27 protein-coding genes are annotated in these 25,156 nt (G+C 43.0%); 11 read left to right on the top strand and 16 right to left on the bottom strand.

Features of this window, described 5'->3' with window-relative positions; all coding sequences use genetic code 11:
• Positions 1-5 precede the first annotated feature (5 nt).
• The 4 genes from G511_RS0112165 to G511_RS0112150 all read right to left on the bottom strand — a co-directional run bounded on the left by G511_RS0112165 (position 6) and on the right by G511_RS0112150 (position 2,099).
• Entirely contained in the window at positions 6-494 is a 489-nt protein-coding gene (locus tag G511_RS0112165; RefSeq protein WP_028469868.1) for an HD domain-containing protein, read from the bottom strand.
• A gap of 145 nt (positions 495-639) precedes the next feature.
• Entirely contained in the window at positions 640-1,089 is a 450-nt protein-coding gene (locus G511_RS0112160; protein ID WP_028469867.1) for a c-type cytochrome, read from the bottom strand.
• A 63-nt stretch (positions 1,090-1,152) separates the two neighbouring features.
• The gene (fldB, locus tag G511_RS0112155; RefSeq protein WP_028469866.1) at positions 1,153-1,668 is read right to left on the bottom strand and encodes a flavodoxin FldB; all 516 of its coding nucleotides are present in this window, start codon (positions 1,666-1,668) and stop codon (positions 1,153-1,155) included.
• Between the two features lie 104 nt (positions 1,669-1,772).
• On the bottom strand, positions 1,773-2,099 hold the full coding sequence (locus tag G511_RS0112150; protein ID WP_028469865.1) for a phasin family protein: 327 nt from the start codon (positions 2,097-2,099) through the stop codon (positions 1,773-1,775).
• Positions 2,100-2,226: 127 nt separating this feature from the next.
• Here G511_RS0112150 and gloA point away from each other — a divergent pair, with 127 nt between their 5' ends.
• The 4 genes from gloA to G511_RS0112130 all read left to right on the top strand — a co-directional run bounded on the left by gloA (position 2,227) and on the right by G511_RS0112130 (position 5,541).
• A complete protein-coding gene (gene gloA, locus G511_RS0112145; protein ID WP_028469864.1) occupies positions 2,227-2,625 on the top strand; it encodes a lactoylglutathione lyase in 399 nt (132 codons plus the stop codon).
• A 221-nt stretch (positions 2,626-2,846) separates the two neighbouring features.
• The gene (locus tag G511_RS0112140) at positions 2,847-3,656 is read left to right on the top strand and encodes a tetratricopeptide repeat protein (protein WP_028469863.1); all 810 of its coding nucleotides are present in this window, start codon (positions 2,847-2,849) and stop codon (positions 3,654-3,656) included.
• Between the two features lie 158 nt (positions 3,657-3,814).
• Positions 3,815-5,062 carry a YeeE/YedE family protein gene (locus G511_RS0112135; RefSeq protein ID WP_051221979.1) on the top strand — a complete coding sequence of 416 codons (1,248 nt, stop codon included), beginning with the start codon at positions 3,815-3,817 and terminating at the stop codon, positions 5,060-5,062.
• A gap of 23 nt (positions 5,063-5,085) precedes the next feature.
• Positions 5,086-5,541 carry an RDD family protein gene (locus G511_RS0112130; protein ID WP_028469861.1) on the top strand — a complete coding sequence of 152 codons (456 nt, stop codon included), beginning with the start codon at positions 5,086-5,088 and terminating at the stop codon, positions 5,539-5,541.
• Here G511_RS0112130 and lptG read toward each other — a convergent pair.
• Both lptG and lptF read right to left on the bottom strand, forming a co-directional pair.
• Positions 5,538-6,602, bottom strand: coding sequence for an LPS export ABC transporter permease LptG (gene lptG, locus G511_RS0112125; RefSeq protein WP_342664796.1), 1,065 nt, complete (start codon positions 6,600-6,602; stop codon positions 5,538-5,540). The genes G511_RS0112130 and lptG overlap by 4 nt on opposite strands.
• On the bottom strand, positions 6,599-7,714 hold the full coding sequence (lptF, locus tag G511_RS0112120) for an LPS export ABC transporter permease LptF (protein ID WP_028469859.1): 1,116 nt from the start codon (positions 7,712-7,714) through the stop codon (positions 6,599-6,601). The genes lptG and lptF overlap by 4 nt, the downstream gene beginning before the upstream one ends.
• Positions 7,715-7,848: 134 nt before the next feature.
• Between lptF and G511_RS0112115 the strand changes: the two genes are divergently transcribed.
• The 4 genes from G511_RS0112115 (at position 7,849) to G511_RS0112100 (ending at position 14,991) form a co-directional block, all read left to right on the top strand.
• Positions 7,849-9,357: a leucyl aminopeptidase gene (locus tag G511_RS0112115; RefSeq protein WP_028469858.1), complete on the top strand. Its 1,509-nt coding sequence runs from the start codon at positions 7,849-7,851 to the stop codon at positions 9,355-9,357.
• A complete protein-coding gene (locus tag G511_RS0112110; protein WP_028469857.1) occupies positions 9,357-9,794 on the top strand; it encodes a DNA polymerase III subunit chi in 438 nt (145 codons plus the stop codon). The genes G511_RS0112115 and G511_RS0112110 overlap by 1 nt, the downstream gene beginning before the upstream one ends.
• Positions 9,795-9,966: 172 nt before the next feature.
• On the top strand, positions 9,967-12,837 hold the full coding sequence (locus tag G511_RS0112105) for a valine--tRNA ligase (protein ID WP_028469856.1): 2,871 nt from the start codon (positions 9,967-9,969) through the stop codon (positions 12,835-12,837).
• 435 nt (positions 12,838-13,272) lie between these two features.
• The gene (locus tag G511_RS0112100; RefSeq protein ID WP_028469855.1) at positions 13,273-14,991 is read left to right on the top strand and encodes a sensor domain-containing diguanylate cyclase; all 1,719 of its coding nucleotides are present in this window, start codon (positions 13,273-13,275) and stop codon (positions 14,989-14,991) included.
• Here G511_RS0112100 and G511_RS0112095 read toward each other — a convergent pair.
• Both G511_RS0112095 and G511_RS0112090 read right to left on the bottom strand, forming a co-directional pair.
• Positions 14,975-15,715: a sulfite exporter TauE/SafE family protein gene (locus G511_RS0112095; RefSeq protein WP_028469854.1), complete on the bottom strand. Its 741-nt coding sequence runs from the start codon at positions 15,713-15,715 to the stop codon at positions 14,975-14,977. The two genes, G511_RS0112100 and G511_RS0112095, sit on opposite strands and share 17 nt — an antisense overlap.
• A 171-nt stretch (positions 15,716-15,886) precedes the next feature.
• Positions 15,887-16,477: a TetR/AcrR family transcriptional regulator gene (locus tag G511_RS0112090; protein WP_028469853.1), complete on the bottom strand. Its 591-nt coding sequence runs from the start codon at positions 16,475-16,477 to the stop codon at positions 15,887-15,889.
• Positions 16,478-16,579: 102 nt separating this feature from the next.
• Between G511_RS0112090 and G511_RS0112085 the strand changes: the two genes are divergently transcribed.
• The gene (locus G511_RS0112085) at positions 16,580-17,119 is read left to right on the top strand and encodes a carboxymuconolactone decarboxylase family protein (protein ID WP_028469852.1); all 540 of its coding nucleotides are present in this window, start codon (positions 16,580-16,582) and stop codon (positions 17,117-17,119) included.
• 61 nt (positions 17,120-17,180) lie between these two features.
• On the opposite strand, the gene G511_RS0112080 is transcribed toward G511_RS0112085, so the two are convergent.
• Complete coding sequence (locus G511_RS0112080; protein WP_036551963.1) at positions 17,181-18,137, bottom strand: GlxA family transcriptional regulator; 957 nt, start codon at positions 18,135-18,137, stop codon at positions 17,181-17,183.
• Positions 18,138-18,251: 114 nt separating this feature from the next.
• On the opposite strand from G511_RS0112080, the gene G511_RS0112075 reads away from it, so the two are divergent.
• Positions 18,252-18,809: a cysteine hydrolase family protein gene (locus tag G511_RS0112075; protein ID WP_028469850.1), complete on the top strand. Its 558-nt coding sequence runs from the start codon at positions 18,252-18,254 to the stop codon at positions 18,807-18,809.
• Positions 18,810-18,960: 151 nt separating this feature from the next.
• Here G511_RS0112075 and G511_RS0112070 read toward each other — a convergent pair whose 3' ends face one another.
• Complete coding sequence (locus G511_RS0112070; RefSeq protein WP_028469849.1) at positions 18,961-19,509, bottom strand: hypothetical protein; 549 nt, start codon at positions 19,507-19,509, stop codon at positions 18,961-18,963.
• Positions 19,510-20,014: 505 nt separating this feature from the next.
• Between G511_RS0112070 and G511_RS0112065 the strand changes: the two genes are divergently transcribed.
• Positions 20,015-20,713 (top strand): hypothetical protein, encoded by a 699-nt coding sequence (locus tag G511_RS0112065; RefSeq protein WP_028469848.1) that lies wholly within the window; start codon positions 20,015-20,017, stop codon positions 20,711-20,713.
• Between the two features lie 44 nt (positions 20,714-20,757).
• Here the strand turns inward: G511_RS0112065 and G511_RS23880 are convergent, their stop codons facing one another.
• The 6 genes from G511_RS23880 to G511_RS0112035 form a co-directional block, all read right to left on the bottom strand.
• Positions 20,758-21,180 (bottom strand): GNAT family N-acetyltransferase, encoded by a 423-nt coding sequence (locus G511_RS23880; RefSeq protein WP_051221977.1) that lies wholly within the window; start codon positions 21,178-21,180, stop codon positions 20,758-20,760.
• Between the two features lie 202 nt (positions 21,181-21,382).
• Entirely contained in the window at positions 21,383-21,517 is a 135-nt protein-coding gene (locus G511_RS24840; RefSeq protein WP_281170419.1) for a hypothetical protein, read from the bottom strand.
• Between the two features lie 269 nt (positions 21,518-21,786).
• Positions 21,787-22,530, bottom strand: coding sequence for a hypothetical protein (locus tag G511_RS0112050; RefSeq protein ID WP_028469847.1), 744 nt, complete (start codon positions 22,528-22,530; stop codon positions 21,787-21,789).
• A gap of 30 nt (positions 22,531-22,560) precedes the next feature.
• Positions 22,561-23,622, bottom strand: a complete 1,062-nt coding sequence (locus G511_RS0112045) for a protein-glutamate methylesterase/protein-glutamine glutaminase (RefSeq protein ID WP_028469846.1) — start codon at positions 23,620-23,622, stop codon at positions 22,561-22,563.
• A 20-nt stretch (positions 23,623-23,642) separates the two neighbouring features.
• Positions 23,643-24,269, bottom strand: a complete 627-nt coding sequence (cheD, locus tag G511_RS0112040; RefSeq protein WP_051221975.1) for a chemoreceptor glutamine deamidase CheD — start codon at positions 24,267-24,269, stop codon at positions 23,643-23,645.
• A 1-nt stretch (position 24,270) separates the two neighbouring features.
• Positions 24,271-25,119: a CheR family methyltransferase gene (locus tag G511_RS0112035; protein WP_051221973.1), complete on the bottom strand. Its 849-nt coding sequence runs from the start codon at positions 25,117-25,119 to the stop codon at positions 24,271-24,273.
• Positions 25,120-25,156 lie beyond the last annotated feature (37 nt).

Here is a 25,156-nt window from a genome sequence, read left to right as displayed (position 1 = left end):
TCCCACTAGCTATCATGTATTTTTTGCAACTCTAACCAGATATCTTCACACATATTCTCACGATAAGCTGACTGCTTAAAAACAGGAAATTCTGACTTATATATACCCATCAAGCGATGGTTATCCCCCGCGACGCATGATCTCACATTTGCTAAACGATCTGCGGCCTTAACCAGTAAAGCAAGTTCCTCTGCTCCGTGGACATGAGCCATCTTTTCATATGTTTTAGCTTTTCGCTCTTTTCTTGTTTTGCCAGGCTCGTCCGTCACAATTGCTACGCATTCAGAGACAAAAGCACCGAATTCATTAGTAATGATATCTAATGCAACATCGGTATCTTCAACAACATCGTGTAAGTAAGCGATAACTTCAGCGGTTTCCCCGTGCGGCTTTACCAAGGATGCAACAGCATCAAGATGCACTGAATACGGCTTCTCACCATACATTTGTGAACCATGCGCATTAATCGCAAAATTACGTGCTTTCTCTTTCATACCACCACCTGACAAACATATATAACCATGACAGTTCATCACAAGCCTTAGTACGATAATACTCCTGAGGGTATATCTAAGCAAAAAGTGTCAACCCATAAAAAAACGAAGCTAAGCGCTTCGTTTTTTTGTATCAAGATTTACGTTACTCTTTCTCGCGAAAATCATCATGACACCCTTTACAGGTTTTACCTAGCTGACCAAATGCAGGCTTGATAACACTCATATCACCTGATTGTGCTGCTACGGCCAGCGCTGCAGCATTTTCTGCTAAAGCATCCATCCCTTTATCAAACTCAGCTTTATTTTCCCAGATTTCAGATTTAGCATCAGTATCACCCATATCTGAACCATCAATAAAGCCTTCTCCTGGCATTTTTGCCAAAACAGCCACTAAGTCAGCTCGTCGGGAAAATTCAGTTGCATCAAAGTCAATCTTTCCTTTGACCATGCCAGCCATCGGCCCAAAGTTCCACTTTATCGTTTTGAAAACACCTTGACGGTATTCAATAGCATCTTCCACTTTGTCGGCCAAAGCGAGGTTACTTCCCGTTAAGACTGTTACGGCCAAACCAATTGCATAAATCTTTTTCATCACGATCTTCCTTTGACTGCTCGGCAACATTAGTTACAACTAATTTATACTATCAGCAAATTTTTACAATTCAAACACCGGTTTTAACTGCTCCAACCATATACTAATGCGCTCGTCTGACTCTGCAAATTGGCAATCATCATCCAGTGCTAGACCTACAAAAAACTGCCCATCTTCAGTTAATGCTTTAGAGGCCTCAAACCTATACCCTTCTATTGACCACTGCCCATATACTTTGGCACCTGCTTGTTGCAAGAGGTCATGAAGTAACCCCATCGCATCCAGAAACCATTCTCCATAACCAATTTGGTCCCCCAAACCAAACAAGGCGCACGGTTTTCCTTGCAGGTTTACGTTAGAAAATTCATCCCAGACATCTTGCCAATCTTCCTGTAACTCACCAAAATCCCATGTAGGTATGCCAAAAATACAAATATCATAATCAGCAATACCTTCCAGGCCTACGTCTACAATGTTGTGTAATACAGCCTGCTGCCCTAGCTGCTCAACCATTAGCTCCGCCGCACGCTCAGTATTACCTGTTGTCGATCCATAAATAACGCCGACCTGCTTTCTCATAACTACCCCACATTCAACACAGGTTCCCATTATAAGGATGATCACAGTTTTATATAGGCATTAAAAAAGCAGCCAAAGCTGCTTTTATCTATAAAACCAAAAAACTATTCAGAAGCAAAAGCGTTAAATGCATCTTTAGTTATCTTCTCTATCTCATCGCGGGCATCATGCAGTGATTTTAGATTTTCATCACTGGCTTCTTTCAATGTATCTTCTAACTCTTGGGCATAAGACTGCTGCAGAACCAATAAGTCATTAGCTGATTTGCACTGTTGGAGTTGTTTAGTTTGCGCAAGCGTCGCATTGATACAGGACTTAGTACACTCCATTTGTTGGCGGGTAAGGTCTTCGAGCATACGTGTTTGAATATTGACTAACTCTTTAAAAGGCTCAATAGATTCATTCATTTTTTTTGTCATATCTTGAAACATTGTTATGTCCTTCCGTAAACCGCACGACATTAATAACTGTGCATAGGATATACTTACATTCTAAAAGGCTTTCAGCAACTTTGTTAGGTCCAGTTTCTAAGATTTAATGACCACCCAGGAGAGGTTTATGCGCCTGTTACATACCATGTTACGTGTCACTGATTTAAGTAAATCTGTCGAGTTTTATACAAAGACACTAGAGATGAAGCTATTACGCCAACAAGACTACCCACAAGGGCGTTTCACATTGGCATTTCTTGGTTACGGCGATGAATCCCAGCACACTGCACTTGAACTAACTCATAACTGGGATACTGACCACTACGAATTAGGTGATGCTTATGGTCATATTGCCATTGAAGTAGAAGACGTTTATCAGGCATGCGCTGCAATCAAAGCAAAAGGTGGTGAGGTTGTACGTGAAGCTGGGCCAATGAAAAACAGCACTTCCGGTACTATTTTAGCCTTCGTAAAAGATCCCGATGGTTATATGATTGAACTTCTCAGCCCAAAACGTTCAGACTAGAAACTATTTGCCTTCTTCAGAAAATTAACCGATATCAAGATTTCAGCGGTTTTTTGCTGCAGTACAGCATATGATCCGTTAAAATAACGAACATTAGAAAGCTCTAATCCATTATCGATCTTATTCTAAGTGCTAATGGATTAGCAATTTCATATAGAGACCGTGCATCTGTATAATGATGCCACTTTTAATCCCATAAAACCGTTGGGGCATGACCAGATATGAGCAAGAAAATGTTATTGGCCGCTGCAGGCCTTATCTTTGGGCTGCAATCTATGAGTGTTATGGCAGCCAGTATGTCAGCTGCTAATGAAGCTATTCAAAAGCAGGACTATGCAACTGCACTGGATAACCTTGAAGACTTAGCAAAAGAAGGTAACGCTGATGCTACCAACCTCTTAGGCCAGCTCTATGAAAATGGTTGGGGTGTCGACCTGGACATCAAAAAAGCACAATCACTTTATGACCAAGGCGCCCGACAGGGGAACCTCAATAGCGTTAATAGTCTTAGAAAACTAAAGAATAAAGAATATAAAGTCGAGTTAGACGCACTATTACCAAAAGCCAAAGCAGGTGATGCCTCTGCACAAAACCGTGCTGGAGAGATGTATGAGTTTGGTTATGGTGCAGAACGCAATGGTAGTTTGGCTTTTGAACTATACCAACAAGCCGCTGACCAAGGCTTAGTTGCAGCTCAACATAATGTCGGCCGTAGCTATAATTTTGGTACTGGTGTTGAACAAAACTTTGAAGAAGCCGAGCGCTGGTATCGTATGGCAGCCAAGCAAGGTTATACCAATTCCATGTTTTTCTTAGGCACCTTGTACTCAAACGGTTATGGCCAAGATAATAGCCATCCAGCTGATGTCATCGCTTATGCATGGATGCATAATGCCGCTGCTCTAGGTAACGGTACTGCCTCATCTATTGAAAGCCGTCTTCTAATGAAACTTCAAGACAATCAAATGAAAGAAGCCAAATCACTGGCCTCAGATTATGAAGAAAACTATGTAAAGCCTTTCAAAAACTAATCAGTCTAATGAAAGCAATATAATAGTCTGGCGCACTGTCGTCAGACTATTTTCCTATCGTCTGCTCCCCTCCTTACGCAGTTATCACTTAACGAAGTCATCAACTGGTGATATATTAGCCAACTTTTTTAGTTCCTGCATTTATCTGGCTTCCTATTATGTCCACCAATATCCGCCATAACACTGACACTAGCATTGCCACTTCAAAACTGACTGCACGTTATATTATTCCCCTGACTGCAACGATATTGCTTTTCGTTACCGGTGTTTTTTGGCTTGCTAATATTGAGTCATGGCATGAAGCCAACTTATTAATACTAGGCGCAGCTCTTGGTCTTGCGCTTTATCATGCTGCTTTTGGTTTCACGACCGCATGGCGAACTTTTATTACACATGGGCATGGTAAAGGCCTTAGAGCACAAATGCTGATGCTCGCTGTAGCTGTGTGCTTATTTTTTCCTGCATTAGCGTCTGGAGAACTCTTTGGCTCTCAGGTTTCAGGCTTTGTCCGACCACTAGGTTGGTCCATCGTAGTGGGTGCTTTTATCTTTGGTATAGGTATGCAGCTAGGCAATGGCTGTGCCTCGGGTAACCTGTACCATGCGGGGGGTGGACAGTTCCGCGCGATCCCAAGCATGATTGGTTTTACTGTCGGCGCACTCTGGGCAACAAAAGACTACGAATGGTGGACTACACTTCCTCAGCTAGCCCCCTACTCTTTCATTGAAGAGTTTGGCGTCATGCCAGCCTTGATGATTAATTTAGCAGTATTTGCATTCATTACTTTAGCTACATTGATTATAGAAAAGCGTCGACACGGCTTTATTGATAAAGACACTCACAATACATCTCTGCCACTTTATCAACAGCTGATATCAGGTCCTTGGCCGTTTATCTGGGGGGCCATGGCTTTAGCAATACTTAACTTTACTACTCTCGCCATGCTTGGCCGCCCATGGGCAGTCGCCGTTGCCTACCCTTTATGGGGAGCCAAAGCCGCTGAATGGTTGAACATTGATCTTGAGTTAGATTTTTGGACATACTGGATGCAGCCAGGACGTGAATCCGCATTAATGGAGCCACTCACATCTGACGCTGGCACACTGATGAACGTAGGTATTATCATGGGTGCTTTACTAGCCGCAACAATTGCGGGCAAACTCACCATACAATGGCGTATGCCATGGCAACACTGGGTAGCGGCTATTATTGGTGGTCTAATGCTAGGATACGGCGCGACTATCGCTTTCGGCTGCAATATCGGTGCTTATTTTAGCGGTATAGCATCAGGTAGCTTGCACGGCTGGTTATGGTTAGTTGCTGCTTTTATAGGCACTATAATCGGTACATCGATCCGACCACTATTCAAACTGAGCAACCTAACTGCCACCAATACTCGCTGTTAAGATTTTTAAAACAAAGGACCACCATGCCAAAAGTTTATGACCAAACTAAAGTTCTACAAACCTCATTATTACGCAGGCTTGCAGCACTGGTTTATGACGTACTCATTGTGATTGCTATTTTATTTATAGTGAGCGGAATAGGTGTCGCTATTAATGACGGAGAACCTGTATCCGGCCCCCTCTACAAGTCACTTTTGTTGGTTGCTATGTTTCTATTTTTTGGATATTTCTGGACACGCTCAGGCCAAACAATTGGCATGATGGCATGGAGAATTAGAGTACAAACGGCGGAGGGATACAGCCTGAGCTGGGTTCACTCATTAATCCGTTTCTTTATGGCTGGCGTGTCTATTGCATGCCTTGGTTTAGGTTATTTATGGATGCTTTTTTCGGATCAAAAACTCACCTGGCACGACCAAGTTTCAGGCACACGAGTCGTTCAATTACCTGCGAAAAAGAAGCAGAAGAAAGCCGGCTAAGCGGCTTTTCTTAATAAGAACAACCCGACAATTAAACAGATAACAATAGGAATAGCGGTTGCCAGTAGCGGTGTAAAGCCTATCACTGTACTGGCTGGCCCCAGCAGGTCTTGAGAGAACTTAAAGATGAGGCCAACAATCACTCCGGCAATAATTCGCTGCCCGACAGTAACGCTTCTTAGTGGCCCAAAAATAAAAGAAATCGCGATCAGAACCAAAGCAAATATACCCGCGGGCTGTAGGACCTTACTCCAAAAAGCTAATAAGTACTGATTAGAGTCCAACCCCTGCTCACCCAAATAGCTTGAATAAGACCATAAACCACTGATTGAAAGGTCCATTGGATCAACAACAATAACTGATAACAAAGTAGGGGTTAATCCAGACTTCCAACTTTCTTCATCAACCTGCTCTGTTTGTGTACGATCACCTAAAAATAAGGTACTCACCACATCTTCAAGTAACCAACCGCCGGTACTATAAACACCACTTTTAGCAAAACTCGATGCCACCATCTGACGCTGATCATTAAAAGAATACCGCGTCACCCCGTGTATTTTTCCGCCGGGCTCTACCGCGTTAATATGGATAAATTGATTATCCTCACGGTGCCACACCCCATGCTTAGAGCGTAGAGCCTGTCCTGCTGATTGTGCTAAGGCACGCGAACTCTGTGCTTTTTGCTCTGTTACAGGGACAACATATTCTCCCAAAATCAACGCAAATACAGCCAGCAACATAGCGGGCTTCATAACCGCTAATACAATTCGCTGTATGGAAATACCTGCTGCACGCATTACTGTTAGCTCACTATTGCTTGCCAACATGCCTAAACCAACCAAGCAGCCAACTAAACTTGCCAGAGGCAAAAACTCATATAAACGACTAGGTATTCTGAGCATTAAATAACTCAATACATCTACAAAACGGTAGCGGTCATTAATTTCACCGGTTTGCTCTACAAACTCAAAAACCAGATCGAGCCCAACAATAACTAACAAGATAACAAAAATAGCACTGAGTACCTGATAAGCGATATATCGGTCTAAACATTTCATCATGCCTTACCTCGCTTAGGGATAGACGGCACCATACTGAACAGCCGTTCCCAAACACCGGAGGCAAATATCAAACTCATGGCTAATAAAAAGAAACCCGCATGAATCATCCACAATAAACCAACCGATGCATCGCCATCATCAATCATGCCTTTGGCACTGGTGAGAAGCGTGAGATACAACATATAAAGCAGTATTGATGGAATGAGCTTGGCATAGCGCCCCTGACGGGGGTTAGTTTTACTCATAGGCACGGCAATTAAAGTAATAATGAGTGCCAAAAGAGGCATGGATAAACGCCAATGCAGTTCAGCTTTAAAACGCGGTTCTGAACGACCAAGGAGTTCAGTCAGCGTCATTGCTTCAATTTCAGGGCCTCGTAAGTTAGCGCCTGATCTAGGCATCAAGAAGCCATATTCCGCATATTTAATTTCTTGATAGTCAGCTTGCCCTGGTACACCTGAATAACGATAACCATTTCTCAGTACAACAAAGCGCTCACCTGTTCTAGGATCAGTAATCACTTGTTTGCCGGATTCTGCCAATACAACTCGCAGCTCCCCGGTTTTGCTGTCACGCTCTGAAACAAATATAAGGTCGAGTTCTTTCCCACCCTCTTTTACTCCATTGATATAAGTGGTGCGCCCTCCGCCTTTGCCTAGATTCTGGAACCTGCCGGGGGTCAGACTATCCAGCTCACTCTTTGCGCTCTGCTTATCATAAATAATTTCCACCTGCTTCCAGCAAAGTGGCGATATATACAAGCTCAATAACGCCACTAGCAAAGCCACACCAGTAGCAGGCCCTAAAGCAAACGCGGCTAATCGCCGACCGCTCACGCCGCTTGAGTTAAGAACGACCATTTCGCTTTCTAAATACATCCTTCCATAAGCTAGTAACACTCCCAAAAACAAGCCTAGAGGGATAATCAGTACCAACATACCCGGTATACGATACATGACTGATTGAAATACAAATTCTGGTGATAGCTTTCCTGCTGCCGCATAAGAGAGGTACTTAACAAAGCGACCACTGACAATTAACAGTGTAAGTACAGTACTAACAGCCAGCGTGCTCATCATGATCTGACGAGACAAGTAGCGAAAAATAATCAAAGTAAACCAACCTAGAAGCTAAAGGGTTTATGTATCTCAAAGAAAAATAGTTTATAGTGCCAAACAATTATAGATGCCGGAAACTACACGGCATTATCTATCAAACCAGCATTAATGTCTTGTTTGGAGCCATCATGGATTTTGAAATTGTAAACGGTGCAGTTGCATCTCTAGAAACCGAATGTCTAGTTATCGGCATAGAAGATGGGGCAACGCTTAGCCCATCGGCACTCGCATTGGATCAAGCCTCACAGGGCTACCTTAGCAGCCTAATTAATAGCGGTGATATCAAGGGCAAAACCGCTGAGTCGTTATTGCTACAGAAAATCAACGGTGTCACTGCTAAACGTATTTTATTGATCGGCCTTGGCAAAGCAGATGGCCGCCATGACCGTAACTACAAGAAAATCGTTACAACGATTAGCGCTGCGATTAAATCGAGCAATTTAACAGAAGCAACCATTGCTCTTGATGGACTTGCATCCAAAACAGATGATACCTACCGTCAAGTTCGCCACCTAACCGAGTGGGTTACCGCCGATCTTTATCAATACGACCAAACCAAAAGCAAAAAAGCAGATCCCCACGCTATCCAGAAGCTTTGGATTCATTTGCAAGAAGCTGACACTGAAGAAGGTGAAGGAGCGCTGGTTGACGGTACTGCCATTGCTAATGGTATGAATGTTGCCCGTGATCTAGGTAACCTGCCAGGTAATATTTGCACACCAAGCTATCTAGCAGAACAAGCAATAGAACTTGCCAACGAATACGACTCTGTCACGTGCGAAATTCTCGACGAAGACGCCATGGAGCACCTCGGCATGGGCTCATTACTATCAGTGGGTCATGGTAGTGAGCAACCTTCTCGCTTAATCGTTATGAAATACAACGGTGGCGAAACTGATGCACAACCGCATGTCATTGTTGGTAAGGGTGTAACGTTTGATACTGGCGGTATCTCGCTTAAGCCTGGCGCTAAAATGGACGAGATGAAATTCGACATGTGTGGCTCAGCATCAGTGATGGGCACCATGCATGCTATCGCTGAAATGGACCTGCAAATCAATGTTATTGGAGTTATTGCTGCCGCAGAGAACATGCCGGGCAGCAAAGCAACTAAACCGGGTGATATTGTTACGACACTCTCTGGTCAAACCGTTGAAATACTCAACACTGATGCCGAAGGCCGTTTAGTACTCTGTGACGCACTAACCTACGTTGAACGTTTTAACCCTAAAACCGTAGTCGATATTGCAACCTTAACAGGAGCAGTTATCGTCGCGCTGGGGAATAGCGTTTGTGGTCTGCTGACCAACGATGAAGAACTCGCTAGCGAATTAAGCATCGCTGGAGACTACGCGAATGATCGCGCATGGCGCTTACCATTGTGGGATGACTATCAGGAGTTGCTCGATAGCAATTTTGCTGATATCGCCAATATTGGCGGACCAGCTGCAGGAACTATTACAGCCGCCTGTTTCTTATCCCGCTTTACTAAGTCATACCGCTGGGCACATTTGGATATCGCAGGAACGGCTTGGAACAGTGCAGGAAAAGCCAAAGGCGCTACTGGTCGTTGTGTACCTTTACTAAGTCAATACCTGCTTAACCAAGCAGCCGACGAGATGACAGACGACGAGTAATGTCTCAAGCCGACTTTTACATTCTGCCCAGCGCAGATGAAGACAGCCGCTATCAGTTTCTAGGTAAACTGGCGACCCGTGCAATAAGCGCGGGTCACTGGCTGTACATTCACACAGATTCTGAGCATCTGGCTGAGCGTATCAGCGAGCGTTTGTGGCAATCGTCACCCGAAAGCTTTTTAGCCAACAGCTTGCCTACAGAAAAACTGCATGCGCCTATTTTGATCGGCTGGCAGCCGGATCACATCCCTAACACACCCGATATGTTAGTAAATCTTTCAGCTATCTTTCCTACTCAAACAGTAGAGTTTAACCGCATCGCCGAAATTGTTATCCAATCCGATGAGATACTCGCTCTCACGCGAGGACGCTTTAAAGAATACCAAGGCGCCGGAATCCAGCCTCGCATGCACGATATGCGTAAACGATCCACCTAAACGCCTTCATTGATACCGTCTCTACAGGTATAATTCTCTGTTTTACTGGCTACACTTGTATCTATTTGCACCGCACGTACTTCTAAAGAGCGTCCGGTATGCCGCCAGTCCTTAATTAAGCCGCCCTAAACACGCAGCCTTAAACAAACAGTGCCAAGAGACGCAGACCACGATGGATAAGACCTACCAGCCACACGAGATTGAAAAATCCTGGTACAAAACCTGGGAAGACAACGGTTACTTCGCCCCCTCTGGCGAAGGCGAATCATATAGCATCATGATTCCACCACCGAATGTTACCGGCAGCCTGCACATGGGCCACGCATTCCAGCACACCATCATGGACGCACTCACTCGCTACCATCGCATGAAAGGTAAAAATACCTTGTGGCAAGTAGGTACCGATCACGCCGGTATCGCAACCCAAATGGTAGTAGAGCGTAAGCTGGCAGCAGAAGAGCAAAAGACCCGTCACGATTTAGGCCGTGAAGCCTTCATCGAAAAGATTTGGGAATGGAAGGAAGAGTCTGGCGATACCATTACACGCCAAATGCGCCGTCTAGGCGACTCAGTTGACTGGCCAACTGAACGCTTCACTATGGATGCAGGTTTTTACAGTGCCGTACAAGAAGCCTTTATCAGCATGTACGACGATAAACTGATCTATCGTGGTAAGCGCCTGGTTAACTGGGATCCTAAACTACATACGGCCATATCTGATCTTGAAGTAGAGAACCGCGAAGTCCAGGGCAAGATGTGGTACCTACGCTATCCTCTAGCCGATGGCGCGACTACAGCCGAAGGTAAAAACTATTTAGTCGTGGGTACGACACGTCCCGAAACTATGCTCGGCGATACGGCTGTAGCCGTAAATCCAGAAGATGAGCGCTTTCAAAGTATCGTTGGTAAGTTTATTGAGCTACCTCTTGTTGGACGGCGTATTCCTATTATCAGCGATGAATACGCTGATATGGATAAAGGTACGGGTTGTGTGAAAATCACACCTGCACACGATTTTAACGATAACGAAGTCGGTAAACGCTGCAAGCTACCGATGGTCAATATCTTCACACTTAACGGTGACATCCGAGACGAAGCACAAACGTTTACTTCTGATGGCCGCGAAAGCAACGATCTCGACAAAACCCTACCCGAGAAATATCGTGGTATGGAACGCTTTGCGGCACGTAAAGCCATTGTTGCAGATTTCGAAGCCCTTGAGTTACTCGTAAAAGTTGAAGAAAACGCCATGACGGTTCCATACGGAGACCGTGGTGGTGTTGTCATTGAACCGATGCTAACAGACCAATGGTTTGCTGATGCTAAAACACTAGCAAAACCTGCTATTGAAGCCGTTGAGAATGGCGACATTAAATTTGTCCCTAAACAGTACGAAAATATGTACTTCGCTTGGATGAACGATATTCAGGACTGGTGTATCTCTCGTCAGCTATGGTGGGGCCACCGTATCCCGGCGTTTTATGATAACCAAGGCAATGTTTACGTTGCTAAAGATGCCGATGCAGCACGTGCTAAGTATGGTTTAGACCTTGAGACAGAACTACGCCAAGACGATGATGTTTTGGATACATGGTTTAGTTCAGGCCTATGGACATTCGCCACACTTGGCTGGCCTGAAAACACCGAACGCCTGAAAGCCTTCCACCCAACGGATGTGCTCGTTACAGGCTTTGATATCATCTTTTTCTGGGTTGCTCGTATGATGATGATGACGATGCACTTGGTCAAAGATGAGGATGGCAAACCACAAATACCGTTCAAAACCGTTTATGTTACTGGCCTTATCCGTGACGAAAATGGCGACAAAATGTCTAAGTCTAAGGGTAACGTCCTTGATCCTTTAGATATGATCGATGGTATCGAACTTAAAGACTTACTGGAAAAACGCACCGGTAACATGATGCAGCCGCAACTGGCTGAAAAGATTGGTAAGCGTACTGAGAAGCAATTCCCAGAAGGCATCGCCGCACACGGTACTGATGCACTGCGCTTTACACTGGCAGCATTGGCCTCTACTGGCCGTGATATCAACTGGGATGTAAAACGCTTAGAAGGTTACCGCAACTTTTGTAATAAAATCTGGAACGCTGCACGTTACGTACAGATGAACACTGAAGGCGAAGATTGCGGCCAGATCCTGGTTGATGGCAAGGCGGGCGATGTAGAATTGTCACTGGCAGATCGCTGGATTGCTAGCCGCTTGCAGCAAGTGGAAGCTGACGTAAGCAAGCACTTTGAAGAATACCGCTTCGACCTTGCATCACAAACACTGTATGACTTCATTTGGAACGAGTACTGCGGTTGGTACCTAGAACTATCTAAGCCTGTACTGTGGGATGAAAACGCTTCTGAACAAGCCAAACGCGGTACACGCCGCACATTGGTACGTGCACTCGAAGTGATCTTGCGATTGACTCACCCAATCATGCCGTATATCACCGAAGAGATCTGGCAGTCTATCAAAACTGAAGCGGGTGTTGAAGGAGACACCATCATGCTACAGGGCTTTCCTATTGCCAATGAAGCCAAAATCGATACAGCAGCAGAAGCCGATATCGAGTGGCTGAAAGGTGTTATTGCTGGTGTACGTAATATCCGTGGTGAAATGGGTATATCTCCAGCTAAAGAGCTAGATATCCTGCTACAAAACGGTAATGCTGAAGATAAAGCTCGCTTGGATGCGAACCAAAACTTCCTATCAAAACTCGCTTCTCTTGCTTCAATAACCTGGCTTAACGCAGACGACGAAGCACCCATGTCAGCAACGCAGCTAGTAGGCGATATGCAGGTATTGGTGCCAATGGCAGGATTGATCGATAAAGATGCGGAACTAGGGCGTCTCAAAAAAGAGATGGATAAACTTCAGAAAGAGATCAGCCGTGTAGAAGGTAAGCTAGGAAACGAGAAATTCGTATCCAACGCGCCTGATGCTGTTATCGCTAAAGAGAAAGAAAAACTCGATACTGCCAAGTCAGCACAAAGCCAGCTGACAGAACAGTATGGAAAAATCGAAGCGTTGTAAAACACGCTTCCAGTTTTACTTAAGTAGCTATAAAAATCCCGACATCAGTCGGGATTTTTGCGTGAAAAATTAGAAGTTAACTTAGCTTACATAAAAGGGAAAGATAAATTCCTGACACTATTCTAAATGCGCCCGAGCTCCGAGATAGCTGCTTACAGCATCATCCCAGCCTCGGAATAATAATTCCGGGGCTATCACCATTAAGAGCAAGCTCTTATAGCGTCACCGATTTACTCAACCAGAAGCAAAATATCACTATTTGAAAAATGGCCTAGTCCTGTTTACGCTACAGTTTCCATTATTAACATTGATACCATTCGCCTGAAATAACTTATTTAGAAACATAATTATAAAATGTCTTAATATAGCAACGATACACGATACAATAAGCAAGAATATATCTATCGCCAGCTCGCACTATTGGGACAAAATGAGATGTCTGCAACCAAAATAAGTTTCCGGTCGCTGAAAGTAACACTGATTTTTCCATATGTCTTTCTGATCATTCTTCTTACGATCACCATTGGCCTGCTTTCCTACTGGGCTGGTAGCAATACCGTTTCACGTCTTTCAGAACGTCTTTCTTTAGAAATGGTAGAACGTATTGGCCAAGCAGTAGATCACCACATGTACGGCTCTAGCGCTGTTTTAGAAGCAGCCTTTCCTGTTGGTTTAGCCGCTTCCGATGATATTAGTACTGAGCTGGATGCGATGCGCACCCGTTTTTGGACCGCCACGACCTTGCACACCGACCCTAATGATTATGTTTATTATGGAAATCTCGCAGGACAATCTTATGGCCTTAAACGACTTAATAATAAAGAAGCTGAAATCCGCATTAAAACAGATCCGATTGAGCCTCGCCGCTATTTACGTTTAAGTAGTATTAACGGAGAAACTACGCAAGTTTCAATTGAAAGCAGTGTTTTTGACCCACGCACACGCCCTTGGTTTAGTTCAAGAGAGAAAAGCGCGAATCGTCACATGTGGACATCTGTTTATGTGGACTTTTCTACTCAAGACTTAGTCGTGACGCGTGCCCGTCAAGTACTCTCACTTGCAGGGAGCTTTACGGGTGTAGTGGCGACTGATGTTTCCTTATTAAAGCTCAACCGTTTTATTTCTGACCTAGAAGTAAGTGAGCATGGATTAGCATTTCTGGTAGAGAGTAATGGTGACTTGCTTGCAGCGTCCAATGTACCGAATGTCCAAAAAACTAGCGACGGGCAGATGACCAGAATGGATGTGAATGACTCTGGCAATGTCATGATCAAATCCACTTATCAGGTTCTTATCCCCGAAATAGCTAAAAAAGAGAACCGTTCATCGGTGGGAACCCTGACATTTACGGACAAGTTTGGCGAAAAAATTAATGTGGCTTATAAGCACATTACAGATAATGCCGGACTAGACTGGATCGCGGTAATTGCTGTACCTAATAGCGATATTCTCACCGGTGTTACACAGCAGGTTTACATGGTACTAATATTAGGCATAGTCGCCGTGGTATTAGCTATGTTACTAGGGCTAATGATCTTGATGAGGTTTACTCGTGATATAACCTCTATGGCTCATGCCGTTATGGAAAGAGGTGAACCGGAGTTATCCAATATAACACTACAGCGGACTGATGAAATTGGTGTGTTAGCACGCTCTTTAATGGAAATGCGCCGCGACCTACTCACTGATTCATTAACAAATACCGCAAACCGCGCGGCCCTTGAGTTATTTGTCTCAAAGCTACTTAAGTCAGATGACCAGTGCCCGGCACCTTCTTTCGCATTACTTTTTATTGATCTAGATAACTTTAAACAGCTTAATGACAAGTACGGTCATGATAAGGGTGACGAGGCATTAATCGAAGTGGCACAACGTTTTGCAATGCTGATGAGACCACATGACTTACTGGCGCGCATTGGCGGCGATGAGTTTGTCGTTGTATTAACCGATAATATTAGCCTACCTTCAGCAGAAATAATTAAAGACCGCTTTGAAACGTCACTAACCCAACCTTTGGGTTGCTTACTCCCTAATAATACACTGCAGTTACATGCATCTGTTGGTGTCGCTATTTATCCAGACGATGGGCGTGACCTTAAGTCATTAATCAAAGCTGCTGATATGAAGATGTACAAAGCTAAAAGTGACCGATAGCCGCACGTACTAGGCCTATGAGTGACAGCAGTATCAGCAAGCCAATAACTCCGGATCTCAAACGTTGTTCGGGAACGATTGTAAATAGTTTCCCTCCAAAATGAACACCCAACGTCATAGGGATTATCATCAAGGCACTCATAATCAGTAACGATTGAGTGAACAGCCCGTGGCCTGATGCACTGAGTATAAAAACAATATCTGTTCCAAAAAAGAACAATACTAAGGTAGCGCGCAAAGACGCCATACTCAGGTTCATCGCTGTTAGAAAAGTAGCAACAGGCAACCCCCCGACAGCTGCTGCACCGTTACAAACGCCTGACAGTAAACCAAGAGAAAAAAACGTTGCGGGTCCGCGTCGGCCACGATACTGCCAACCACTGGCCAACAGGCCACTTAGAATTAATATCATCAATGACAGTAACAAACGTATGCTGTCTGCGGGCAATATAACCAATACATAAACACCTAACGGCGTGGCGATTGTTGCGCCAATCATGAGATAGATGAGTATCTTACGCTCCACATCCCGCCATGTTGTGATGGCCATATGAATACTGGCAATGATCTCTAGGATCGCCAACATGGGCACTACGATTGTTGGATCAAGAAACAGTGTTGATGAGGCAACAACTAAAGCAGAAAAACCAAACCCAATACAACCACGGACTACCCCAGCAATAGCGATAATTACTGTCAGCAAAAGCCATTCTATCGGCGTCATAACGGCAACTCCATATCCCAGAAAGCATGCATCTACTCTTCTGTTTTTATTGTTATTTTTAAATCAGTGTTAACAATATAAGGATGGGGAGGAAGTACCAGCCAAGATCGAAATATAGGACCACATTTTCTCTAAGAATAAAGTGGAAAAGTCATTAGCGGTCATAGCTAGTTAGTGAGGCGCTTTTAACATTTGAAAGGTGTTTTCAATCAACTGCTCAACCGCAACAACATCATTACTAGTACGTAAATAAGTACGTAAGCCTATGAGTTGAACCTGTATATATTTAGCCAAGGACTGAGGGTCTGCATTAGAAGAAAGCTCGCCCTGTGATTGTGCTTCTTGTAGAACTCGAGTAAAGCTTAGCTCACCTTTTTTCATCAATATTTGGCTTTCTTGTAATAATTCTGGGTTGCTATCAGTTAACTCCGCAACCGCTTTAACTAGCATACACATATCGCTAGGCGCAGAGCTACGATTGCTAACCACGACGCAGTGAATAAATGCCTGCAGCCCAGACAAAGGAGAACCTTGTTGCTGAATTTTTTCCTGGAGTAATGCATATGTATTGGCTGAGTAGCAGCGTAGAGCCTCTTTAAACAAACCTTCTTTGCTGCCAAATGCACTATAAATACTGCCTGGGCGAAGATCCACGGCCTGCTGAAGATCCCGCGTTGAAGTGCCATTAAAGCCCTTTTCCCAGAAAAGTAGCATCGCTTTTTTTATTACATCAGCACGATCGTATTTAGCAACATTAGCCATGATAAGTTCCAGTTTGAGCAGTCGTTCAATTTTAACTTGAACAACTGCTCAAAATCAAATAACCTTGAATTATTGAACAATCGATCAAAATAGGAAGCACTTATGAACAACCTTAATGTACACACTCGCGAAACCGCTCCAGAACAAAGCAAAGCTCTACTAGACAACTCTATTAAAGCATTTGGCTCTATCCCCAGCCTACACGGTGTTATGGCTGAATCACCTGAAGCGCTTGAGGCCTACCAATTACTCCACAAGCTTTTCCAAGCAACCTCTCTGGATGCAGAAGAGCTTACTGTAGTATGGCAAACTATTAACGTTGAACATGGCTGCCACTACTGTGTTCCCGCTCATGCCGCCATTGCAAAAATGATGAAAGTAGACGATGCACTTACTGTCGCACTGCGCAGCCGTAGTCCAATGCCTACCCCTAAGCTACAGGCATTGCATGACACAACCCTAGCCATCGTTCGTAACCGTGGTTTAATTTCTGAAGCACAAGTACAAAACTTCTATGACGCAGGCTATACCCAGAAGCAGTTATTAGAGATAGTGTTAGGCTTGGCCCAAAAAATCATGAGCAACTACATTAACCACTTAGCAGATACGCCACTCGATGAGCGCTTTTCTGCTTTTCTATAACCTTCAAAGTACATACAACAACGCATAAGAAAAATCGGCAACTCCAGCCGGTTTTTTATGCTCAATGCGCAAAGCGGTGTCTAAACTCACGCGGAGTCAGCCCCATCGTTTTAATAAATATTTTACGAAATGCACTCACATCTTCATAACCCACTTTTGCGGCTATAAGCTCTACACTGTCGTAACTACTTTCAATCCAGTCGCAGGCTTTTTGGATACGTAACTGCTGCAAGTACTGGCTGGGTTTTAGTTTTGTTGCTTTAACAAAGCGCCGTAAAAAAGTACGTTCACCTAGACAACTTAGTGCTGCTAAATCACTCATCGAAATATTTTTAGCAAAATTAACCTGCAAATGATGCTGCACAGTAAGGACGGCTTGATCACCATGATTTAGCGCTGGCACAAAACTACGATAATAGCGCTGCTCTCGTGAGCCTGTATCAACAATCAAATACTTCCCTAGTAATCGCATTATGCGCGGTTGAGTAAACTGAGCCACCAGCTCCAGGCCTAAATCCAGCCACGCCATAAGGCCACCCGCTGTAATAAGATCAGTATCGTTTATCAATATTTTATTACTGTCTAAAAGGACGGTGGGATAAGTTTTGTTAAAGCGTTCAGCCAAGCCCCAATGTGTCGTCGCCGGACGCTGATCCAATAACCCGCAAGAAGCCAGGATAAAAGCTCCAGCGCATACGGAGCAAAGTATCACGCCTTGTGCACGCTGCTCTAATAACCACTCTTTAAGGTTTTGATCTGGGCCAATGTAATACTCACCCTCCAGACAAGGGGGAAGAATCACAACTTGTAATGGGTTACTCGTCTGCTGCTCCTCTAAAAACCCCTTAGTCGAAGATACTGAAACCTGTTCAACATTGTATATGTCTATATCAAAAGCGATAGTCAGATCTTGCTGTACACAGATACGGTTTGCTGCAATGAACATCTCTTTAAGACCTTGAACAGCAGATTGAAGTGCACCTGGGTAATCAATAATGCCTATATGAATCAGGACCATTGTCAGTTCTAACCTTTTATATGCCTATTATGACTCCAGTATATAGACCTGCTTTTTAAGATAATAGTCACAACACCTCAATACAAACTCCACAATAAGATAGGAAGAGTACATATGTCCCATACAGCATTATTATTAATCGACTTTCAAAACGATTATTTTTCAGAGGGTAAATGGCCACTCAGCGGTGCTGAAGCAGCCGCGGAGCAAGGCGCTAAACTACTGACAACATTTCGCAACCAAGGTTTACCTATCGTTCATGTTCGCCATGAATTTTTAACAGCTAACGCGCCATTCTTTTTAGAAGGATCTGAGGGTGCGAAAATTCATCACTCAGTAACCCCACTAGAAAATGAAACTGTTATTCTCAAACACAAACCTAATAGCTTTCGTGATACCGAGCTTCAAGAGGTGCTTAAAAAACTGAAGGTAGAAAAACTCATTATTATTGGTGCAATGAGCCATATGTGTATCGATGCAGGCGTTCGTGCGGCCGCAGATCTAGGCTATGAGGTATCGGTAGCGCATGATGCTTGTGCTACACGTGATCTGGAATTTAATGGCACAACGGTACCTGCTGCTCATGTACATGCAGCGTTTATGGCAGCGCTTAGCTCATCATATGCCAACGTAAGCAGCACAATAGAGTTATTAGTAAACCTAAATGTCTAATATCACAAACACGTGCTCATTCAATTAGCATCAACTAAGCAGATGAATATTGATACAAAAGACATGGTTGGGCAAAAAACTCCAACCATGCATTCATCACGTTTAACGTGCCTATTTTATTCTGTACGGCTTAGGCAATACAACTACGGAGCTATTGGCATGCTTCATCTCTTAGCTGTATATCCAATGGGTCACGACTGCTCATAGCTTTTAAGACAAGAAGTGAGCATTGCTGTTTTTTCACTGTATTTTCTTCCACAGGCAATGAAAGTCTCACTTGAGCCACAACCGGTTGAAAACTTGCTGCAGCGTTGCAATACAAACGCTTATATTTCGGATACAACCAATCTTTTCTATTGGGATTATTTATAAATTGCCTACAGGTTTCTTTAAACAACTGTTGCGCCGCCATCGAACACTGAGAGTACTGCAGCACATCAATATCTTTTAAGGGTAAACACACACTATTAGGTTTCAAGCGCCACATTTGGTATTGGTAACTTACAGGCTGACCTTGGTAATCAACCATCACCGAATCTAACGTCAAGCCTGCACTTTCTGTGTATTGCTGGCTGATTGCCCTACTAAGAGAATGCGTAAATGAGAGATAGCTTTGTAAAACAAAGTTCTCAGCCACAGCACCTCTTGAGACAAGTAACAATACAGCCATAACTACCCTTTGAATAACAACCTTACGCATCCTTTCGTCCCTTATAGCTATCAGATATTTTATTGCTTCATATATTTATTATCTTAGGCAAAGAACACTCTCATCGCATACTGAGAAACACACCGCCGAACCTATCAAACACAACAAAGTTTAGCTGACCTTTCCTTTTACAGGGGACGCTGAACACATAATTTTGTTTTTAAAAAGATACTCACACTTCTTGTGGATAAGTATGTCAGTTTCAATTGAACATATCCCCCTAAAGCCCACAGATTAAGGGATTCAACAACTGGGTGCTTTTCGAACAATAAATAAAAAATGCGCAACAAGTACGACATATACCTTTTAGCACTTTCATCTTTTTATGCAATATTAACAACAAATTACTCTATATAGATCAGGCTTTTACTTGTTTCCAGCCTATATAACTTGGTACATTCTGATCATAATGAAAGTTGAAAGCACAAATACGTGTGACGCAAAGCGGCTAGAAATTAACTATCGCGTGCATCAACATATAGCTACGGAGGACACAATGGCTTTTAAAAAACGCTTTTGGATAACCCTATCATCCCTAATCATCCTGCCTACTATCGTAATAATTATGGGCATTTATCAATTCAGTTACACCAATGCAGATATTTATATTGAGTTAGCGGATGGTGAAGTAGTGCAATACGATAAGTTGATGCGCGAAGCAGAAAAAAAAGGCTACTCAAAAGTCATGCTGTCATTGTTCAGCATCCGCACTTTGCAAGACTTTATAGTATTCCTCCCAGAGCAAGATAGTGCACCAATTGCTGTGCCGTTAAACGAGATTAAAAAACAGGAGATGCAACGCTGGGCCACAGGCCAATATTCTATTGGTGAAGAACGCGGTAACATTTCTCTTAATTTCGATACAATCAGAACTATTAATGCAGACATTAAAGACAATCAGATAATATTCGCAGCCCCTTTTAGTGTTTCAAACCAAGGGTCTGGTGTATTTTTTTATTTGGGACTGTTTTCACAAGATACCAAACGACATACGATCAATCATATCGATAGTATTTTTATTGGGGATAGGGTAAACATTGTTAGCATCGAGCCTGACAACCAAGGCCGACTCATTGCTATCGAATATACTGAGCGTGATACCGCAAGTGAAGCTGATAAAACAACACTGTCGCCGGTCACTGTTGAATTCTCCCTAAATACAGAGCAAGTACGTTTTTCACCTAAACCTAAATAACTGCACCTAAAATAGCAGTGTCTCGAATCACAGCCCTTACTTAGTTATGCTTGTTTAACCATTAAGAGCACTTGCTCATTTTTCCGATTATAACGCTCTAAAATTGGCTGTAACAAAATGGGAATAGGCTCTACGCGCTTGAAGCCATGCGTAGCATAAAACACTTCTAGGTGAAGATAGGGGAAACAATAACAGCCGTTGAGTTCACCTTCACAATGTAAATACTGTAGTAACTGATGCCCTAAACCCTGGGTACGTAACTCTCTTTCAATCAAAACACCTCGTAACACCGTACAACCCGCTTGCTGACAAAAACGCGCTGCACCCACGACCTGATTACCCGCTTGGACAATAACCCAAACCCTATCAGAGCCTTTGACCTTACCTTTGTATTGATTGCGCTTATAGAATTGGGAAAGCGCTAACTTGTGTTCTGATAACAGTGGTTGTATTTGATAATCTGCCACTAGTTACACCCTCTAATAACTCCCTATTGATGACAAGAAAAAAGGTAAATTTTCACTATGAGATATTTCAGGCTTAAACTTAATTCTCATACATGTTTACTATAAGCAGTATTATACCTAATGCTTTGAATAAGAAGAGTTGAAAAGGTGTGAAGATAAAACAAAAAAACCCGCAAAGGCGGGTTTTTTTAGAAGACTCAAACTATTTTCCAGATTGGTCATCGTTCATCAGATGACGAATTTTTATGAAACCCCATATCATTGCACCTGCCATTGCAGCTACCCCCACCAAACTGGGTATAAGAGTTTCCATAACATAGGGATCAATACCAAACATAACCATCACCTCATAGAGAATTCTTTATCATTAGAGATAGGTTACACGCGAACACATTAGAAAAAATTGATATAGCTCAACCTTTGTGCTCAGAGCTATCATTACTAATTTTATCCAATTGATATTTATCAGTATTTTATATAAAGCAGCTTTGCGTTAAACGCTAAAAATTGATCTAAATCAATATATTAAAATACTCTTCGAGTCGCGCCATACATATTCAACATTCACCGCGCACTTGGCTAAGATAGCATCGCTGGGTTCTTTCCTTAAAAAATTTCAACTTCCCCCGCATGCATCCCAACTTGGGTAACAGGACGCTTAACAACTATCGATTGCTGTAGCCTTATTGCACGGCAACTGCGCAATAAGTTATGCATCTGTGTTTGTGTTTGCGCAGCATCCTGAAATGATATTAACTTCAGCTGTTCCGCGACTTGATTCAATAAATGAATATTCTGACCTAACGCAGCTAACGCCTGTGAAGATAAGTCCTCAAACTGTAACGATCTAACAGCATGATTAATCGCACCGTCGAGTTGCTCTCCTAAAGCATCTATCATCTGGGTATGTTCGTTAACAGAGTTATAAACATCAGCAGCTTTAACTCCATTATTGACTTTATTCAAGAGCTCACTTGAAAGCTCTCTTTGTTGACTAGAGAGCATATTGACGGTTTTAAAACTGACGCCTAATACCTGAACAGCCTCTTTAATTAGTCCACCAATACGTGTCACTTCCTGTTTAATAGTCAACGTTTCATGAGCTATTATTTGCTCTATTTCATCAAAGACTGGAGCTACAATCTCTTTTTCCAGTACAGCTGATGCTTGCTGAACAGTATCATCAGAAGGTAATTTAGTACCTTTAATAAACGGCAACCCCACCAGAAAAACCCCAGAAAACAAACCCACTTCAGCAGCCCAGCGAACACTAGGAATAGCCATAATTTCGGCGGCAATGAGTACTAATAATGAAGTAACTAAAACAACTAGCCCTGTATTCTTATGCATCACTCACATCCATTTTTAGCACTACTATATTTATTGTGTTTTAAATCTACCCACCAACGCTTGAGATATTTTTTCTAATGGTAATACATCTACCACAGCTCCCAATTTAACAGCTGAACCAGGCATACCCCATATCAAACTACTCTCTTCATCTTGAGCAACTGTATAAGCACCTTCTCTCTTTAAGCGAAGCATCGCTTCCGCACCATCATTACCCATACCAGTTAATAAAACAGCGATAGCTGTCTCTACATTTGCTGCAATCAGTGAATCAAACAGCACACCAACTGAAGGTTTATGGCGGTTTACCAGAGCACTATCTTCTACTCTGCATTTTAATATTGTGCCGCTGCGCTCGACCTTAAGGTGGCACCCTCCTGGCGCAAAATAAGCAACACCTTGTTCTAACGTCAAACCATCAGTCGCTTCTATTACAGAGATAGTACTTTTTTCGTCGATACGTTTTGCCAAACGAGCACTAAATGAAGCAGATATATGCTGAGCTATAACAATGGGAGGAATATCCTTAGGCAAAACAGAGAGTACTTCCTGTAATGCTTCCGTTCCTCCCGTCGATGCCCCTATAGCAATGATTTTTTGCCCTATGCTGCTTTCTAAGTTCAGTGATTTCAGTATAGATGGTGATTGTGGACGCTGTGCGGGAGGAAGGCGCATTACAATTTTATTTTTTAAACTAGCCGCCGCTTTTATCTTTTCTTTTAGCTCTTCAGCAAAATCACTTATCGCCATGCCTTGAGCACCTGTTAATGGCTTTGGCATATAATCAATCGCACCGATGGCCAATGCCGTCAACGTTTCATCAGTTCCTTTGGCTGTAAAGGTTGATAACATGATGACCGGTAAAGGATGTAATCTCATTAAATTGCGTAAAAAGGTAATGCCGTCCATTTTGGGCATTTCAATATCAAGCGTAAGCACATCGGGTTTAAGCTCTTTTATCATTTCCCGCGCTTCATAAGGGTCATGAGCTGCACCCACAACCTCAAAAGCGCTATCCGCAGATATAATCTCTGTTATCACATGGCATATCAGGGTGGAGTCATCAATAATTAAGACCTTAATACGTTCCACGTACTCCTCCTTTTTCTCGCTCAAAACAACTCAACATCGCCGCCTATTGGCTCAGCTGCCAACCTGTTTTTAAAGTTACTTTCTGCTTTCAATAATTTCTCATTGTGTAAAGTGGCTAATTTTTTTACTAACATACGCCCTTGCTGAGGCAAATACACAACATTACGCGGCTGATCACCACCAACATCCGCTGACAACATATCGAACCCTTCCTCTCGTAAGTATTGAGTAACAAATCTAATATTTTGCTTACCGATATCACTCATGCCTTGGACCATGCGACCACCACCTGTAATCTTTATCTCCAAACGTTCCTTAACACCACCAAATTTCATAACGGCATTAATCAAGGTCTCCATGGCATAGGCACCATATCGTGAAGAATCAGCCCAATCTGTTGCTCGTTTACTTTCTGCGAAGGGCAAAATAAAATGGTTCATTCCGCCAACACCAGTAACAGGGTCTCTAACACAGGCAGCAACACACGAACCGAGAATAGTAGTAATGGCTTCATTACTTTGGGTAACATAGTACTCACCTGGTTTGATTTTCACGGCGAAACAACCTCGTGACTCCAGCCAGTATCGATTGGAATTTTCAAAGCCCGGCAATACTCGCTGTGGCGACTCCAAGCAATTTCCGATCATATCAATAGACCTTTTGATAAATCGTATTACCGATCAATTTAAACCGATCTGTTAACCGAAAGGGTGATTCTGAATGCCCTACAAAAAGAAACCCACCGGGTTTTAATAAATCAGCCAGGCGGTTTAAAAGTAGCTTTTGTGTTTTTTTGTCAAAATAGATCATAACGTTACGACAAAAAATTACATCTAAGGGCCCTTTCATCGGCCAGGAGTGCATTAAATTCAGCTCTTTGAATGTAATCATAGCCCTAAGCTCATCTACAATTTTAACCATGCCTGAATACTGCCCTCGCCCTTTTCTAAAGAAACGCGTTTGAAATACCTGAGGCATAGCATCGATGCGATCTGCTCCATACATACCTGCTTGAGCAATTTTCAGCACATCAGAATCAATATCTGTCGCTAATATTTTAATATCCCATTCGCGTAAATCAATATCGCTCGTTCCGAGGGCCATCGCTAAACTATAAGGCTCTTCTCCCATAGAGCAGCCTGCTGACCAGATTCGAACTCGCTGCGAACCACTGGCTGCCACATCAGGTATCACTACCTCTTTTAGAAATTCAAAATGATGACTCTCTCTAAAAAACGCAGTCAAGTTAGTCGTCAATGCATTTATAAAAAGTGAAAACTCTCCTACATTGCTTGCTAAGTAAGAAAAATAAGCGCTAAAGCTATCCAGTGATAACACTCTAATACGCCGCACTAGGCGGTTATAAACCATATCTTTTTTATAATCAGACAAGGAAATGCCGGCATGTTTATATAGCTGACTTCGTATGGTTTCAAAATCTTTGTCAGTAAAAACAAATTCCCGTTCAGGTGGTACGTCCATGTCAATCACAGCCATTTTTTCAATGTCCTTATGAATCAAACGATAGAACCCA

Source organism: Neptunomonas japonica DSM 18939 (assembly GCF_000422765.1).
GTDB classification, from domain to species: domain Bacteria; phylum Pseudomonadota; class Gammaproteobacteria; order Pseudomonadales; family Balneatricaceae; genus Neptunomonas; species Neptunomonas japonica.
This window is presented reverse-complemented; position numbering and strand designations above follow the sequence as displayed.